Here is a 17,225-nt window from a genome sequence, read left to right on the forward strand (position 1 = left end):
GGTCGGGTCAGCGCGACTTCTCGTCTTCGTCGAGGAGCCGGCTGAGGTAGTGCGCGACGGCGCGGACCGTCGCGAGGTTCGTCGGGTAGTCCATGCGGGTCGGTCCCATGAGACCGACCCGGGCACGTGACCCCGGGACGTCGTAGTCGCTCGTCACGACCGAGGCCTCGGACAGTCCGTACGCCTCGTTCTCGCGGCCGATGCGCGCCGCGACGCCGCGGTCGTCGGCGACCATCTCGCCCATGAGCCGGAGCAGCGTCACCTGCTCCTCGATCGCTTCGAGCAATGGGTAGATGCTGCCGCGGAAGTCGGCTTCGCGCCGAGCGAGCGTCGCTGTGCCCGCCATCACCAGGCGGTCCTGGCGGAAGGTCTCGAGTTCCTCGACGAGGATGCGCGAGACCTCCCGCACGGCCTCGCCGATCGGATCGGCGACGGGATCTCCCTCTGCGAGAGCCGTGACGGCAGTGACCGCGTCGCGGACCGCCACGCCCGTCACGGCAGCGCGCAGCGTCGCCTTGGCGACCTCGAACTGCGCTCCGTCGAGAAGCGTCCGCACGACTCCGACCCGTTGCGAGACCCGGCCGGTGTCGGTCACGACGATGACGACGAGGCGTCCACCGCCCAAGTCCACCAGCTCGAGGTGCGACACCTGGGCGCGCGCGAACGACGGGTACTGCACCATGGCGACCTGACCGGTCAGCTGGGTGAGGGCGCGGACCGTGCGCACCAGCAGGTCGTCGAGGTCGGTGGGCCCGTCGAGGAAGGTCGTGATCGCTGAGCGCTGTGCAGCGCTCAGCGGGCGGAGGCCCGCGAGATGATCGACGAAGACGCGGTAGCCCTTGTCGGTCGGAACGCGTCCCGACGAGGTGTGGGGGGCGGCGATGAGCTCCTCGTCCTCGAGGAGCGCCATGTCGTTGCGGATCGTGGCAGCCGACACGCCGAACGCGTGCCGTTCGACGATCGACTTGCTACCCACGGGCTCGCGGGTGTCGACATAGTCCTGCACGATCGCCCGCAGCACCTGCAGTCCGCGCTCTGAGACCATGTCCGTCACCTCCTGCTTGGCACTCGAAGTCTGTGAGTGCCAATTCTATCGCGTGGACGACCGCGATCGCCTCCCGGCGGTCACTCCGTCAGTGCGCGAACGACGGCGTCGGCCATGAGACGTCCGCGCCGGGTGAGCACGATGCGCCCGCGCACCGCGTCGGCGCCCTCGATCAGGCCGTCGGCGATGAGCGAGGCCACGGCTCGCCGGCCGGGGTCGCCCAACTCGTCGATCCCGAGCCCTTCGACGATGCGAGAGCGCAGGAGCACGGACTCCAGCCGCAGCGCGTCCGCATCGGGGCGCTCCCGGCCCGCCGCGGGCGAGTGTCCCGCTGCCAGTCGCTGGGCGTACGCGGCGGGATGCTTGACGTTCCACCACCGGAGACCGGCGACGTGGCTGTGGGCGCCGGGCCCGTAGCCCCACCAATCGGTCCCCCGCCAGTAGGCGAGGTTGTGGCGCGAGCGTTGATCCGTCGACCTCGCCCAGTTCGACACCTCGTACCAGGAGAAGCCCGCGTCGGCCAGGCTTTCGTCGGCCAGCTCGTACATGTCGGCCTGCAGATCATCGTCGGGCGCGGCGACCTCGCCGCGTCGGATCTGCCGCTCGAGGCGCGTGCCCTCCTCGATGATCAGGGCGTAGGCGGACACGTGATCGGGCTCGAGCGAGACGGCGGTGTCGACGGAGCGTCGCCAATCGTCGAGGCTCTCCCCCGGCGCGCCGTAGATCAGGTCGACCGAGACGTCGAGCCCAGCCCCGCGGGCAGCGGCGACGGCGGTCGACACGTTGGCGGGATCATGCGTGCGATCGAGCGCAGCCAGCACGTGCGGCACGGCGGACTGCATGCCGATCGACAGACGGGTGACACCGGCGGCCGCCAGTTCGTCGGCGACTCGTGGACTCATCGTGTCGGGGTTCGCCTCGACGGTGACCTCCGCACCCGCGGCGATGCCGAACGTCTCACGCACGCCGCTCAGCATCCGCGCGAGATCTCCCGCCGGTAGCAGCGTGGGGGTGCCGCCGCCGAAGAACACCGTCTGTGCCGCACGACGGGGGCCGCGCTCGTCGATCAGGGCAGCCGACAGGGCGATCTCGCGCAGCACCTCGTCGGCGTACGCGTCCTGACGAGCACCGCGCAGTTCCGTGGCTGTGTACGTGTTGAAATCGCAGTAGCCGCATCGCACGCGGCAGAACGGGACGTGCACGTACACCCCGAACGGAACGTCGGGGGCGATGACGAGGTCGTCGGGCAGGGTGCCGCCGACCGGCACCGGATCACCGATCGGCAGTGCCGCCCCCATCAGGCGCCGGGCGTCGCGTACAGCGGCGAGATCGCGCGAAGGTATCCCTGGAACAGCAGCCGGCGGCGGCGGCGGACGAGGCCCTTGAGCATGCGGTAGGCCAGCGCCGTCGGCCTGTCGAACGCGCGCACCACGAACCACACCTCGTCGTTGTCGCGCCACTCGAGGAGGAAAGACTCCTCCCCGCTGACCACGGAACCGCCGACCGTACCGAGAGCGAACGCGACGCGTCGGGGCTCCTCGTCGACGAAGATCACGCGGAGTTCGGCATCCGCGTTCAGACCCGACACTCGCCCATGGACCCGTAGCGTCGTGCCGGCACCCACGTAGGGAGTGCCGTCCGCCGCGAAGCGCTGCTCGTGGTCCATGCTGCTGGGCGCGACGGCGTTGCCCTGGTCGTCGAACGCGACGCCGGTGTACATCGGACCTGAGGCCGGCCGGACATCGGCCACCCGCAGCCCCGCGCCTCGGAGCGCCGCCCACGACATCAGGAGGTCGGCGGCGGTGTCGAACCGAGACTGCCCGCTGCCGATGCGCCAGGCATCCTCGGCGGGGATGCTCTGCTCCGGCGGATACGCCATCAGGTCGTGCGCGCGCGTCGCACCGACCGCCGCGTAGTCGACGGTCTCGTCTCGGAAGGTCCCGCGTCGCTGATGCATGGGTCTCCTCGTTGCTCCCGGTGGGGCTACTTCTTGTCCTTGCCTTCGACGTCGCCCGACAGCGCGGCGATGAACGCCTCCTGCGGCACCTCGACACGACCCACCATCTTCATGCGCTTCTTGCCCTCTTTCTGCTTCTCGAGGAGCTTGCGCTTGCGGGTGATGTCACCGCCGTAGCACTTGGCGAGGACGTCCTTGCGGATGGCGCGGATGTTCTCGCGGGCGATGATGCGCGCGCCGATGGCGGCCTGGATCGGCACCTCGAACTGCTGGCGCGGGATGAGCTTGCGCAGGCGCTCGGTCATCATCGTGCCGTAGGCGTACGCCTTCTCGCGATGGACGATCGAGCTGAAAGCGTCGACCTTCTCGCCCTGCAGCAGGATGTCGACTTTCACCAGGTCGGCGGTCTGCGATCCGGCGGGCTCGTAGTCGAGGCTCGCGTAGCCCTGCGTGCGCGACTTGAGGTGATCGAAGAAGTCGAACACGATCTCGCCGAGCGGCATGTTGTAGCGCAGCTCGACGCGGTCTTCGCTCAGATAGTCCATGCCCAGCAGCGTGCCGCGACGCGACTGGCACAGCTCCATGACGGTGCCGACGTAGTCCTTCGGCGCGAGGATGCCGACCTTGACGACCGGCTCCGACACCTCGGCGACGCGCCCGTCGGGGTACTCGCTGGGGTTGGTCACCACGACGGTCTCGCCGGTGTCGGTCGCGACCTCGTAGGTCACCGACGGCGCGGTGGTGATGAGGTCGAGGCCGAACTCGCGTGACAGGCGCTCGGTGATGATCTCGAGGTGGAGAAGCCCGAGGAAGCCGCATCGGAAGCCGAAACCGAGGGCGACGGAGGTCTCGGGCTCGTACTGCAGCGACGCGTCCGACAGCTTCAGCTTGTCGAGCGCCTCGCGGAGGTCGCCGTAGTCGCTGCCGTCGATCGGGTAGATGCCCGAGAACACCATCGGCTTCGGGTCGGTGTACCCCGGCAGGGCCTCCGTCGCGGGCTTCCGATGATTGGTGATCGTGTCACCGACCTTGGACTGGCGGACGTCCTTCACGCCGGTGATGAGGTAGCCGACCTCGCCGACGCCGAGTCCCTTGGTGGGAATCGGCTCGGGGCTCGACACGCCGATCTCGAGCAGCTCGTGCGTCGCGCGCGTCGACATCATCTGGATGCGCTCGCGGGGCTCGAGCTTGCCATCGACCATGCGGACGTAGGTGACCACACCGCGGTAGGCGTCGTAGACCGAGTCGAAGATCATGGCGCGCGCCGGAGCGTCGGGGTCTCCGACGGGGGCCGGGATGCGGTCGACGATGCGATCCAGCAACTCCTCGACGCCCATGCCGGTCTTGCCGCTCACGCGAAGGACGTCTTCCGGGTCGCCGCCGATCAGGTTCGCGAGCTCGGCCGCGTACTTCTCGGGGTCGGCAGCGGGAAGGTCGATCTTGTTCAGCACCGGAATGATCTGCAGATCGTTCTCGAGCGCGAGGTACAGGTTCGCAAGGGTCTGAGCCTCGATGCCCTGCGCCGCGTCGACGAGCAGGATCGCACCCTCGCACGCCGCGAGCGATCGGCTGACCTCGTAGGTGAAGTCGACGTGACCCGGCGTGTCGATCATGTTGAGCGCGAACGTGCCCGAGTCCTTCGACCACGGCATCCGCACCGCCTGGCTCTTGATCGTGATGCCGCGCTCACGCTCGATGTCCATACGGTCGAGGTACTGAGCGCGCATGTCGCGGTCGGCGACAACGCCGGTGATCTGCAGCATCCGATCGGCCAGCGTGGACTTGCCGTGGTCGATGTGGGCGATGATGCAGAAGTTGCGGATGAGCTCGGGCGGCGTTGCGGCAGGCGCGAGCGGCTGGAGTGCGCGCGGAGACATGTCCCGGGAAGTCTACCCGGGGTGGCGAGACGACACTGCCGCAGAAGCTCGCGCGCGTGATGGTACGAGGACCGGCGACGGACACGCCAGTAACTGGTCTGGTGAAAAACAATTAACCATTCCGCTACTTGCCGAACACATCAGTGGCGTCGAATGCTCAATGCGGCGGCCGGCAATTGCGCGAAATCCCCGTGCCCGGTCCGCCCCCGGGAGAGCACCGTGATCACAGCAGACCCTGTCGCGCCCGCGCGACGACCCTGGCAGAGATGGGTGGCCTCCAGCGCCGCCGTCGCGATCGTGGCGGGAGGTGTGGGTTGGGCCGCGATGCCGGCGACTGCCGCCGTCAGCGCCGACGCGCCCGTCGTGATCAACGAGATCTACGGCGGTGGCGGCAACAGCGGTGCCCCGCTGAATCGTGACTTCATCGAGCTGCGCAACACCTCGGATGCGGCCGTCTCGCTCGACGGCTGGAGCGTTCAGTACGCCTCCGCCACGGGCTCCAGCTGGCAGGTCACCACGCTGGCGGGCGCGACGATCGAGCCCGGCGGACATCTGCTGATCGGCCAGGCGGTCGGCGGCGATGCCCAGCTCCCGGGCTTCACCGCCGACATCGAGGGCTCCATCCCGATGAGCGGCACCCAGGGCAAGGTCGCGCTCGTGAGCTCGACGACCGCGCTCAGCGGCGGATCGGGCCTCGCCCAGAACGACACAGTCGTCGACTACGTCGGCTGGGGCAACGCGACGGACTTCGCCGGCTCGGCTGCGGCACCCGCGACGTCCAACGCGACGAGCGTCGCGCGGAGCATGGACGGTAGCAATTCGGCAGACAATGCCGCGGACTTCACCGCGGGTGCGCCGACACCGCAAGGACGCGTCGCAGGCCCGCCGGAAGAGCCCGGCGAGCCGGAGCAGCCGGCCGAGCCCGCGGTGGTCTCGATCGCCGAGATCCAGGGCTCCGGCGACGCCACTCCCCTTGCCGGCACGACCGTCACGACCGAGGGCGTCGTCACCGCGCACTACGCGACCGGCGGCTACAACGGTTACGTCATTCAGACCGCCGGCAGCGGCGGCGCCTACGACCCCGACCGCACGTCTTCGGATGCCGTTTTCGTCTACACCCGCACAGCGGCGGTGGCACGCGAGGTCGCACTCGGCGACAACGTGCGGGTGACGGGTGTCGCGAGCGAGTTCAACGGGCTCACCCAGCTCTCCGTCGCGGCCGGTGCGGCTGAGCGGCTGGACGCGGCCGCAGTAGCTCCCGCGCCGGTGACTCTCGCGGAATGGCCGCGTGACGTCGCTGCGCGCGAGGCGCTCGAGTCGATGCTCGTCGAGGTCGACGAGCAGTTCACCATCAGCAACACCTACTCGACCGGCCAGTACGGCGAGGTGGGTCTGGCGACCGATGGCACGCCGCTGCGCCAGCCGACGGATGCCGCGCGACCCGGATCTGCCGAGGCCGCGGCGGTCGCTGCCGACAACCTCGCACGTGGAGTCGTGCTCGACGACGGTGGCTCCATCAACTTCGCGGCGCGAGACCGCGATACGGGTGCGCTGGTGAACGGCGATCTGATCCCCGCGTACCTGTCGCTCGACGAGCCGCCCGTGGTCGGCGGCAGCGCGACCCTGAGCGGCGCGTACGTCCTGGACTACCGCAACGACACCTGGAAGCTGAATCCGACGCAGTTCCGCGTCGGCGACGCGACCGGCGCGGGCGACCAGGTCCTTTTCACCGTCGATCGCCCGGCCTCCCCGGCAGCGGTCGGCGGCGATCTCAGCGTGGCGTCGTTCAACGTCCTGAACTACTTCACGACATTGGGGGTCGACGACAGCGATTGTGACGCTTACACAGATCGCACCGGCGACGGCGTCAACGTGCAGGGCGGCTGCGATCAGCGCGGAGCGTGGGACGCCGATGACCTCGAGCGTCAGCAGGCGAAGATCGTCGCGGCGATCAACACCCTCGACGCCTCTGTCGTGGGTCTGATGGAGATCGAGGACTCCGCAGCGCTCGGCGAGACCGTCGACGAAGCGACGGCTTCGCTGGTCGCGGCGCTGAACGCTGCTTCGGAGCCCGGCAAGTGGGCCTATGTTCCGTCGTCGGCCGAGCTCCCGCCGGCATCCCTGCGTGACGTGATCACCAACGCGATCATCTACCAGCCGGCGCTCGTCGAACGTGTCGGCGATGCGCGCGCTCTCGGCACGCTCTCGGCGGACGGACAGGCGTTCGGCAACGCACGCGAGCCGATCGCGCAGACGTTCGCGCCGGCCGGCGGGGGTGAGGAGTTCCTCCTCGTCGTGAACCACTTCAAGTCGAAGGGCTCGGCCGGACCCTGGCCGGGCGATGGCGAGGACCCGAACGGACAGGGCAAGTCCAACGAGTCGCGCGTGCGTCAGGCGACCGCGCTCAGCGAGTGGGTCCCGACCATCCAGGGCGACACCGACGCCGTCATCCTCGTGGGCGACTTCAACTCGTACACCCGCGAAGACCCCATCGAGGTGCTGCGAGGCGCAGGTTACGAATCGGCCGAGGTCGCTCTCGGCATCGAGAAGTCGAGCTATTCCTTTTCGGGCCTCGCGGGTTCACTCGACCATGTTCTGATGAACGACGCGGCACGCCAGCGCGCGACCGGCGCCGACATCTGGAACATCAACTCGGGTGAGCCCGTCTCGTTCGAGTACAGCCGTTACAACAATCACGGCGCCCTGTTCTATGACGACGGCCCCTACCGCTCGTCCGACCACGACCCGGTCAAGGTCGGTCTTTCGGCGGGAGCCGCTGCCCCTGTCGAGCCGATCGATCTGACGCTGCTCGGGATCAACGACTTCCACGGCCGCATCACCGGCGTCACGCCGCCCAAGCCCGCGGTCGGCGAGACCAAGGCGCAGCCGGAGATCCCCGGAACCGTCGGCTTCGCCGGGACGATCGAGGAGCTGCGAGCCGCGGCTCCCGGCGCCGTGCTCCTGTCGGCCGGTGACAACATCGGGGCCTCGCTCCCGGCGTCGTCGCTGGCGCAGGACGAGCCGACGATCGACGTGCTGAACGCTCTCGACCTGCGGGCGAGCGCCGTGGGCAACCACGAGTTCGACCGCGGCTTCGCCGACCTGCGCGACCGCGTCATCCCGCGTGCCGACTTCACCCACCTCGGGGCGAACGTCTACGCCAGTGGCACGACCGACCCGCAGTTCGACGAGTACGCGCTCATCGAATCGCAGGGCCTCACGATCGGCGTCATCGGCGTCGTGACCGAGGAGACCGCGGCGCTGGTGAGCGGCGCGGGCATCGCCGGGCTCGAGTTCGGCGACCCGGTCGAGGCGGTCAACCGCGTCGCGGCCGACCTCACCGACGGCTCGGGTGATCAGGCCGACGTCATCGTCGCGCTCTACCACGAGGGTGCGGCCGACAGCGCGTCGGACGCGAGCCTCGACGAGGCCGTGGCCGACAGTGCGGTCTTCGCTCGCATCGTTAACGAGACCTCCCCCGAGGTCGATGCCATCTACACCGGTCACACGCACAAGCTGTACGCGTGGTCGGCGCCGATCCCGGGAACGGATCGGACGCGTCCGATCGTGCAGACCGGCTCGTACGGGGAGTTCGTCGGCAAGGTCGTCCTCTCGGTCGATCCGGCGAGCGGCGAGGTCGTCGCTCACACGCAGGAGAACGTGGGGCAGACGAAGACTCCCGCCGCCGACCTGATCGCGACCTACCCGCGGGTGGCCGAGGTCGACGAGATCGTCCGGAAGGCGCTCGCGGACTTCGCCGAGATCGGCAACACGCCGGTCGCGACGATCTCCGCCGACATCACCAGCGCGTACTCGGGCGGCTCGTATGTCGATGGCGCCTACGCCGGCGGCAAGCGCGACGATCGGGCGTCGGAGTCCTCGCTCGGCAACCTCGTCGCCGAGTCGATCCGCTCGAACCTCGCGAACCTGCCGAACGGCGCGCAGATCGGAGTGACGAACTCAGGCGGCCTCCGGGCCGACCTGTTCGACACGCAGGCCGAGTTCGGCGCCAACGCGGTCGCGGGGGTACCGGACGGCACGGTCACGTGGGGTCAGGCGTATGCGGTGCTTCCCTTCAACAACACGATGGCCTTGGTGACGCTCACCGGCGCCGACTTCGTGCGTGTGCTCGAGCAGCAGTGGCAGCGTGACAAGGACGGCAACGTGCCGTCGCGCCCCTACCTGCAGCTGGGCCTGTCGGACAACGTGTCGTACACCTACGACGACACGCGTCCGGAGGGTAGTCGGATCACGTCGGTCACGGTCGACGGGCAGCCGCTCGACCTCGACGCGGAGTACCGCATCGGCACGCTCTCGTTCCTCGCGTCCGGCTCGGGAGACAACTTCCGCGCGTTCGCTGCGGGCACCGACTACGTCGACACCGGCTTCCTCGACCACGAGGCCTGGATCGACTACCTCGGCGAGCAGCATCCGGTCGCGCCGTCGTTCGCGAAGCACGCCGTCCGCGTCCAGGGAGTCCCCGAGACCGCGGCTGCGGGCTCGATGCTCGAGCTCACCGTGTCGAACCTCGACATGACGAGCCTCGGCGCGCCTCAGAATGGCGCGGTGGATGTCTCGCTCGACGGCTCGGTCATCGCGTCGGCACCCGTGGCGGGCGGGAGCGCGGTCGTGGCGGTACCGCTGCCGGCGGGCCTCCCCGACGGCGCTGCGGAGCTGGTCCTGACGACGGATGCCACGGAGACGACCGTCACCGTCCCCGTTCGGATCGGCGAGCCGAGCACCGAGCCGGGGACCGACCCCGGCACCGGGACCTGGGCGCAGGTCGACCTGTCCACGACCCGAGTCGAGCAGGGCGGATTCATCGATGTGCGGGTGTCGGGTCTCGAGCCCGGGCAGCAGATCGGTGCGACGCTGTTCAGCGAACCGATCGAGGTTCGCGGCATCCCGGCCGCCGACGACTCCGGTGTGACCTCGTTCCGGGTGGCGATCCCTGCGGACTTCGCCGTGGGAGCCCACACGCTGCGGATCTCGACATCCGGCGAGCAGCCGCTCGACTTCGCGATCACCGTCGTGCGTGCGGGGCAGCTCGCGGTGACCGGCGCCGAGACGCCGCTCGGCGTGCTCCTCGCCGGTGCGATGCTCCTCGTGGCGGGTGGCGTGCTCGCGGTCACGCGTCGACGCAGCGCGATGCCGATGCGATGAGCGTGCGGCGACGCTGACGCGGAGTGAGGGCGGCCCGGGATGACCGGTCGCCCTCACTCGTCCATGAGCTTGCTGAGCAGCTCCCCCGTGCATGCTTGCGATCCCTAGGGTGGAGACATGACCGCACAGGTGGTGCTTGTGCACGGGATCAGAACGTCGGCGACGATGTGGCGCGCCCAGGTCGCCCATCTTCGAGAGCGCGGCATCCCCGTCACCGCGCTCGACCTGCCCGGGCATGGTACCCGGATGGCCGAGACCTTCACGTTGGATGGCGCGTTCGCCACGATCGACGATGCGGTTCGGGATGCCGCCGAGCGCGGCCCGGTACTGCTGGTGGGCCACTCGATGGGTGGGCTGCTGAGCACCGCCTACGTCGGTCGCGAAGAGCGTCCCCCGGTCTCGGCGTTCATCGCCGCGTCGTGCACGGCGATCCCCCGTGGATTCGGCCTCGCGGTGTACCGAGCGCTCGCCCTCGGGTTCGACCGCCTGCCGGGCCGCGGCCAGCGGATCACCGATTGGGTCCTCGACCGGACGCTCCCTGTCGAGACCCGGCCCGACTTCGGCGCCGGCGGCTACGCCTACGATGCGCAGGACGTTGCGCTGGCCAGCCTGTCGGTGCTCGACCTGCTCGCGGCGATCCGACGGATCGATGTGCCGACCTGGTTCGTGAACGGCCAGTACGACCAGCTGCGTGTCAACGAGCGCCTGTTCGCGAAGCTCGCGCCGGATGCCGAGCTGATCGTCGTCCCCCGCACCAGCCACCTCGTCACCGCCATGCGTCCGCGCGTGTTCAACGCGGTCATCGATCTCGCCCTCGCGACCCTCGCGAATACCGGCTCTCGCGACGCGACCTGATAGACTCTGAAGTCGGCTTGCCGTGTGGGTTCCTCCCTCACACGACCGCCGTGCGGCATCCCTCTACTGTCGTCCGGCACATCCACCGAAAACTCCGAACGAAAGATACGTCGAACGTGGCGAACATCAAGTCGCAGATCAAGCGCAACAAGACCAACGAGAAGGCGCGCGAGCGCAACAAGGCCGTCAAGAGCGCGCTGAAGACCGAGGTGCGTCGCACCCGCGAGGCCATCGCCGCCGGCGACAAGGCCGCTGCCGAGAAGGCGCTCGCGAAGGCTACGAAGAAGCTCGACAAGGCCGTGAGCAAGGGCGTCATCCACGAGAACCAGGCTGCGAACCGCAAGTCTGCTATCGCGAAGCAGGTCGCCGCTCTCTGAGCCGTCACTGTCGAAGGCCCGTCCCCGCGTGGGGCGGGCCTTTCGCTTTGCCGCCGCGCGTTCAGGACCCGTAGGGTGCCCGCGTCGCGATGACGGTCACGAGCCGCTCGACAGCGAAGACCGGGTCGCGCGAGGCACCCTTCACCTCTGCGTCCGCGCGGGCGGCCGCCTGGATCGCGGTTGCGAGGGCCGACTCCGTCCAACCGACGAGGTCGCGCTTGGCTCGATCGACCTGCCAGTCCTTCATGCCGAGGCGGGCGGCCAGTGCGCCCGATGGTTCCCGCGAGCCGGCGACGCGCGCCATGGTGCGCAGCTTCGACGCGATGGCGGCGACGAGGGGAACCGGATCGGCACCGCTGGCGAGAGCATGACGCAGCGTGATGAGCGCTTCGCCGTAACGACCTGCGATCGCGGTGTCGGCGACGGCGAAAGCGGTCGTCTCCACCCGGCCGCCGTAGTACCGCTCGACGACCTGGTCGCCGATGTCGCCGGGCACATCGGAGATCAGCTGTTGACACGCGGCAGCGAGCTCGGTCAGGTCGTCGGCGAACGCCGACACGAGGGTCCGCAGGGCCGACGGCGCGATGCGCTTGCCGGCTGCCTTGAACTCCCCCGCGGCGAAGTCGAAACGGTCGGAGTCGCGCTTGATCGCCGGCACCGAGATCTCGACACCGCCTCCCGTACCCGAGCGGATGGCTTCGAGCAGCTTCTTGCCGCGGACACTCGCGCCCGTGTGCCGCAGCACGATCGTGGCGCCTTCCTGCGGGTTCTCGAGGTAGGCGAGGGCCTCGGCGAGGAAGGCGTCGGAGCACTTCTCGACACCGGCGACGCGCACCAGCCTCGGCTCGCCGAACAGCGACGGCGACGCCATGCCGAGAAGGGTGCCCGCGGCGTAGTCGTCGGCGCGGATGTCGGAGACCTCGAGACTCGGGTCTTCGGCCTTCAAGTAGTCGCGGAGACCCGCGATCGCGCGCTCGGCACACACCTCTTCAGGACCCGCGACGAGCACGATCGGAGCCGGTTCGGGGGCACGCCACGAGAGCTGCCTGATGGCCGACTTCGCAGCGCTGCGGGCGGCAGGACGGCGGGGGCTCGGCGGCATGCTCCCAGCCTAATCGCGACCACAGACCCCGTGCGGTGGCCGTTACAGGCGGACCACGAGCTTCCGTGCGGAAACACCGTCGTGGAGCAGGTTCAGCGCGTGTTGAATGCTCTCCAGACCCTCACCGACGATCTCCGGGTCGGGCGCACAGATGTGTCTGCCCGCCGCGAGAGCCGCGGGCAGGTAGTCCCGCCAGAGCATCGGACCCACGTCGTTGCTCATGAGTGAACTGCCCCAGACGAATCGGGCAGTGACGCCGTGTGCGCGGGCTCGGACCTGGGTCGCGAGTTGCGACAGCCCGATCCTCGCCATGGTGCGCAGGAACGCCACGCTGGGACCGCCTCGCCGCGGGAGTGTCGTGAAGGCGACCGGCGGGCTCAGCAGAGCGACGCGTCGAGCTCCGCCGGCTGCCGCAATCCTCACCGCCGCATCGCCGGAGCCCGTCCCGATCGCGACGACGCCGACGAGCGGGTCCTCCCCGATTCCCGCCACGACGGCGTCGACAGCCCCGGGATCGTGACGGTCGACGACGAGGTGGGCGCCGAGCTCACGCACCCGGGCCTCGCTGTGCGCTGACGCGGTGGCGATGACGCGATAGCCCGCCGCAACCGCCAGCTGGATCGCGTTGCTCCCCACGCTCGTCGAGCCGCCCCACACGACCACGGTCTTCCCCGTCGGCCGCGCTTGTGCCGTCGGCGAGCGGAGTGCGAGCTGGTCGTCCTGGAAGAGCGCGGTGGCGGCGGTCGATACGGCGAGGGGCAGCACCACGGCTCGCTCGAACGGAAGGCCGTCGGGCAACGGGGTCGCCAGGTCTTCTCTGACGACGACGTAGAGCTGGAAGGCGCCCTCGGCTTCGTGGCGCCGGCCGCGCTCCATCCCGACGGCGTACGCAGCCACACGGTCTCCCACGGCGAAACGCGTCACCCCCGGCCCGACAGCGGCCACCTCGCCGGCGACATCTTCGCCGAGCACCGCGGGATACCCGAGCCAGCGATACATCAGGTTCCCGGTCCACTGCTTGACGTCGTCGAGCGGGTTGACCGCGATCGCGCGGCTGCGGATGAGGATCTCCCCCGCTCCCGGCTCATGCATCGCGGCGGGTTCGACGACGAGATCCGCTCGTGGGGACGGGAGCCAAGCGGCGGTGTTCGGGGGCATGCGGGCTCCGATTCGGAAAGTGATGACACGCAATGTCATAGGTCGCGCACCCATGATGACACATCATGTCGTCAGGTAGGCTCGCGGTATGCCACGCTGGGCCCCCGATGCCGCGCTGCGCCTGGAGCAGGCAGCGGTCGAGCTGTTCCGCGCGCAGGGATATGCGCGAACGACGGTTCCGGAGATCGCGGAACGGGCGGGCCTGACGACCCGGACGTTCTTCCGGCACTTCCCCGATAAGCGCGACGTGCTCTTCCTCCGGGAACGGGAGTTCCCGGATGTCGTGGTCGAGCCGCTCGCATCGGCGCCCGCCGGGCTCGATCCGATGGCGCTCGCCATGCACGGTCTGCTCGCGGTGACGCCGGAGTTGGAAGCCTGGCGGGAGGGGATCCGTGAGCGTCGGATCATCATCGCATCGGATCCGCACCTCATCGAACGAGAGCGATCGAAGTCTGCGGCGTTGGCGGGCGCGATCCGCGAGGGGCTGCTGCGGCGCGGGGCGGAGGAGGTCGATGCGGCCCTGACGTCCAGGATCGTTGCGGGGTTGTTCGATACGGCGCTCGATCTCTGGACCGCCGCGGATGACGCGGCATCGCTCGCCTCGATCATCCTCGACCTGCACGCCAGGATGATCTCTTTCGCGAACGCGGGCGGCGGTGCGGCCCACGGCTCGCCGGGCGTCGACTGACATCGCCTCGATCAGGACCTCGCTGCGACGCGCTCGCGCCACACGCGGATGCCGTCGTCGGTCACGGTGAGCGCGGCTGCCCCGGTCTCGTCGGTGCGGACGATCTCGTGGCCGAGCGAGCGCAGAAGCGCCAGGGTCTCGTCACGCGGATGGCCGTAGGAGTTCTCCCCCACCCCGATGAGGGCGACACGCGCGTCGAGACGGCGATACAGCGATGCCGATTGGTCGGCGCTGCCGTGGTGCGACACCTTCACGACGTCGTAGGTCGCGCGCAGCGCGGCTCCGAGGGTGAGCTGGGGTCTTTCGGACAGATCGCCGAGCAGCAGCGTGGCGGGAATGCCGCCACCACGAACATCGATCACGACGCTGGTGTCGTTGCCGGGGGCGAACGCGTCGCTTCCGGGGCGTGGCCACAGGACCTGCCATTCAGCGTCACTCAAGAGGCCGGCCATACCCGCGGAAGCCTCGACGATGTTGCCGCCCGCACCGGAGAGACGCGTGAGGAGCGCCTGCTCCTTCGGATCGGCCACCGGGCCGTGCAACACCGTCCCGACGCGTCCCACGATCGCGTCGGCGCCTCCGACATGGTCGAGATCGAAATGCGTCAGGATCAGCAGATCGACCCGCTCGACGCCGAAGCGGTCGAGGCATGCCGCCAAGGCAGCGGGATCGGGGCCGGTGTCGACCAGCGCGACGGTGTCGCCTGATCGGAGGAGCACGGCATCGCCCTGTCCCACGTCGCATTGGGCGACCGCCCAGTCGTCGGGTGTCCGCGCGCGCTCGAGCGGCCCGGTCACGAGGGCGGATCCCGCGGCTGCGCCGGCGACGAGGGCGACGAGCCCAGCCGAGACCCCGCGAGTCCGGCGGGGCGTGCGGGGAAGAACGGAGAGCAAAAGGGCTGCGCAGAGCACCGTGGCGAGCGCCACCCCCGGGGTATCGGGGAGCCAGTCGATGGAGTTGCCGGGCATGACGTCGACCGCCTCGGCGGTGGCGGCGATCCATGCGCAGGGAAGCCAGGCGATGACGGCGAGGCCGCTCGCCAGCCACGGCATCCCGACGCTCAGGCACGCCGCGAGACCGGCGATCGTCGCCAGCGGCGCCGCCGGTGCTGTCAGCGCGTTGGCGAGCACGGCGTACACGGGCAGCCTGGGGTCGATCATCACCAGGATCGGAGTGCATGCGAGTTGCGCCGCGGCGGGCACCGCGATAGCGAGGGCGAGAGGGCGCGGCATGGCGCGGTGGAGTGAATCGCTGACCGGACCGGCGAACAAGACGAGTGCTGCGGTGGCGGTCGCCGACAGCGCGAACCCGATGCTGCCCGCGAGCCAGGGATCGGCGATCAGACAGAGCACGATCGCGAGGCAGAGAACGGAGGCCCCCGCGCCCGCGCGCCCGAGCAGCGCTGCGAGCATCGCGATGGCGGCCATGGCAGCCGCCCGCACCACGCTCGGCTCGGGTGAGACCAGGATCACGAACCCGGACAGCGCGGCGAGCCCGATCGCGACGCGCCAGGGGCGCCGCAGCCCCAGCATCCCGGCGCCGACGAACGCGATGCCGACCACCAGAGCGCAGTTCGCCCCGGAGACGGCGGTCAGGTGGGAGAGCGACGCGGTCTTCATCTGCGCGTCGAGTTCCGCGGTGACAGCGGCGGTGTCGCCGACAGCGAGACCGGGTACGAGCCCGGCTCCAGGCTGCGGCAGCGATGCGGCTTGCTCGATCAGCGCCTCGCGAAGCGTCGCGGCTAGAGCGAGCGGGCCGTGCGGCGTGGAGAACACGCTCGGGGGCGCGGTCGAGGTGACGACGAGGACCGCCCGCTCCCCCGCCCGGGCGGGCGAAGCCGAGCCGGTCAGCGACACGGCCGAGCCGAGGTCGAGCCCGGCGGGACGTGCCGGCGTGCGCACGATGATCGGGACCCTGACCGCGACGTCCGCATCGCCAGCATGCACTCGGCTCGTGATGGCGTCGAAGCGCCAGCCCGTCGGGGAGGCCTCGATCTTGCCCGTCACGTCTGCTTCGATGACGACCATGCGACCGCCGCTGAGCGGAAGAGCGAGCGCCTGATCGCGATCGGGCACGTTCATCGCGACCACGGACACCGACCCGGCCGAGAACGCCACCGCGACAGCGGCGATCGCGATCCACGTCGGTCGTGGCCGAGCGTCGCGACGGCGTCTGCGGGCCAGGACCGGCAGCCCGGGTAGCAGCACGCACGCGGTGGCCCACAGTACGCCGGCCAGTGCGACCGCGAGGTCGGGACGATTCGTCGCGATGAGCGCGGCGGCCCAGACGCCGAGCGCTACGGGCAGCATCCGAAGGTCACGGCGGCGGACGCGCCCGCTCACACCCGCACCCGATCGCGCAGCGCCTCGAGCATCTTCTCGCCGATGCCGGAGACCGCCAGCAGGTCATCGACACTCGTGAAGCGCCCGTTCTCGGTACGCCAGGCGATGATCCGTTCCGCGAGAGCCGGGCCCACCCGCGGAAGGGTGTCGAGCGCCGCGGCATCCGCCGTGTTCAGATCGACGACGCGGTCGGGGGCCGTTACGCCTGCGCCGCCCCCGCCCGCGGCATCCGGCGGCGGCTCCTGGCCAGGCTCGGGGACGAACAGCTGCTCGCCGTCGGTCACGGCGCGGGCGAGATTGACGCCTGCCGGATCGGCCGCTGAGCTGAACCCGCCCGCCGCCGCCACCGCGTCGACGACCCGTGCGCCGGCGTCGAGTCGGTAGAGTCCGGGCGTCACGACCGCGCCGTGGACGTGAACGTACACGGCGTCGTCGCCGACGTCGTCAGTGACGGCGGTCGGGGTGACGACGGGCGTCACCAGCGCGACCGGTGCAGCGAGTGAGCGTACGACGCCGATTCCGACGGTGACCGCCGCGGCCGCGAGGATCAGCACGATCAGCGCGCCGACTCCCAGGCGGCGCCGGGCCGGAGCAGGATCGTGAGCAGTCACGCCGTCAGGCTAGGCGCGCTGCCCCCGACCATACGGTGTCCGGCTGCTGC

The 17,225-nt window shown here is 69.9% G+C and carries 12 protein-coding genes; 4 read left to right on the forward strand and 8 right to left on the reverse strand.

Annotated features, from left to right (window positions below; all coding sequences use genetic code 11):
* Positions 1–7 precede the first annotated feature (7 nt).
* From hrcA to lepA, 4 genes are all read right to left on the reverse strand, one after another.
* Positions 8–1,045: a heat-inducible transcriptional repressor HrcA gene (gene hrcA / locus DEU36_RS01405; RefSeq protein ID WP_120262603.1), complete on the reverse strand. Its 1,038-nt coding sequence runs from the start codon at positions 1,043–1,045 to the stop codon at positions 8–10.
* A gap of 80 nt (positions 1,046–1,125) precedes the next feature.
* On the reverse strand, positions 1,126–2,343 hold the full coding sequence (hemW, locus tag DEU36_RS01410) for a radical SAM family heme chaperone HemW (RefSeq protein WP_120262604.1): 1,218 nt from the start codon (positions 2,341–2,343) through the stop codon (positions 1,126–1,128).
* Complete coding sequence (locus DEU36_RS01415) at positions 2,343–3,002, reverse strand: DUF1990 family protein (RefSeq protein WP_120262605.1); 660 nt, start codon at positions 3,000–3,002, stop codon at positions 2,343–2,345. The genes hemW and DEU36_RS01415 overlap by 1 nt, the downstream gene beginning before the upstream one ends.
* Positions 3,003–3,028: 26 nt before the next feature.
* A complete protein-coding gene (lepA, locus tag DEU36_RS01420; protein WP_120262606.1) occupies positions 3,029–4,879 on the reverse strand; it encodes a translation elongation factor 4 in 1,851 nt (616 codons plus the stop codon).
* Positions 4,880–5,149: 270 nt separating this feature from the next.
* Between lepA and DEU36_RS01425 the strand changes: the two genes are divergently transcribed.
* From DEU36_RS01425 to rpsT, 3 genes are all read left to right on the forward strand, one after another.
* Positions 5,150–10,042, forward strand: coding sequence for an ExeM/NucH family extracellular endonuclease (locus DEU36_RS01425; RefSeq protein ID WP_259455165.1), 4,893 nt, complete (start codon positions 5,150–5,152; stop codon positions 10,040–10,042).
* A 117-nt stretch (positions 10,043–10,159) separates the two neighbouring features.
* Positions 10,160–10,897, forward strand: a complete 738-nt coding sequence (locus DEU36_RS01430; RefSeq protein WP_120262607.1) for an alpha/beta fold hydrolase — start codon at positions 10,160–10,162, stop codon at positions 10,895–10,897.
* 116 nt (positions 10,898–11,013) lie between these two features.
* Entirely contained in the window at positions 11,014–11,274 is a 261-nt protein-coding gene (gene rpsT / locus DEU36_RS01435; protein WP_112614742.1) for a 30S ribosomal protein S20, read from the forward strand.
* Positions 11,275–11,335: 61 nt separating this feature from the next.
* On the opposite strand, the gene holA is transcribed toward rpsT, so the two are convergent.
* Positions 11,336–12,376: a DNA polymerase III subunit delta gene (holA, locus tag DEU36_RS01440; RefSeq protein ID WP_120262608.1), complete on the reverse strand. Its 1,041-nt coding sequence runs from the start codon at positions 12,374–12,376 to the stop codon at positions 11,336–11,338.
* A 42-nt stretch (positions 12,377–12,418) separates the two neighbouring features.
* The gene (locus DEU36_RS01445; RefSeq protein ID WP_120264298.1) at positions 12,419–13,534 is read right to left on the reverse strand and encodes a zinc-binding alcohol dehydrogenase family protein; all 1,116 of its coding nucleotides are present in this window, start codon (positions 13,532–13,534) and stop codon (positions 12,419–12,421) included.
* 88 nt (positions 13,535–13,622) lie between these two features.
* Here DEU36_RS01445 and DEU36_RS01450 point away from each other — a divergent pair, with 88 nt between their 5' ends.
* Positions 13,623–14,222: a TetR/AcrR family transcriptional regulator gene (locus DEU36_RS01450; protein ID WP_120262609.1), complete on the forward strand. Its 600-nt coding sequence runs from the start codon at positions 13,623–13,625 to the stop codon at positions 14,220–14,222.
* Positions 14,223–14,233: 11 nt separating this feature from the next.
* On the opposite strand, the gene DEU36_RS01455 is transcribed toward DEU36_RS01450, so the two are convergent.
* Positions 14,234–16,564, reverse strand: a complete 2,331-nt coding sequence (locus DEU36_RS01455; protein WP_259455166.1) for a ComEC/Rec2 family competence protein — start codon at positions 16,562–16,564, stop codon at positions 14,234–14,236.
* Positions 16,561–17,175, reverse strand: coding sequence for a ComEA family DNA-binding protein (locus tag DEU36_RS01460; protein ID WP_259455167.1), 615 nt, complete (start codon positions 17,173–17,175; stop codon positions 16,561–16,563). Before DEU36_RS01460 ends, DEU36_RS01455 begins: the two co-directional genes overlap by 4 nt.
* Positions 17,176–17,225 lie beyond the last annotated feature (50 nt).

The sequence above is a fragment of the Microbacterium sp. AG238 genome (genome assembly GCF_003610405.1).
Classification (GTDB): Bacteria; Actinomycetota; Actinomycetes; order Actinomycetales; family Microbacteriaceae; genus Microbacterium.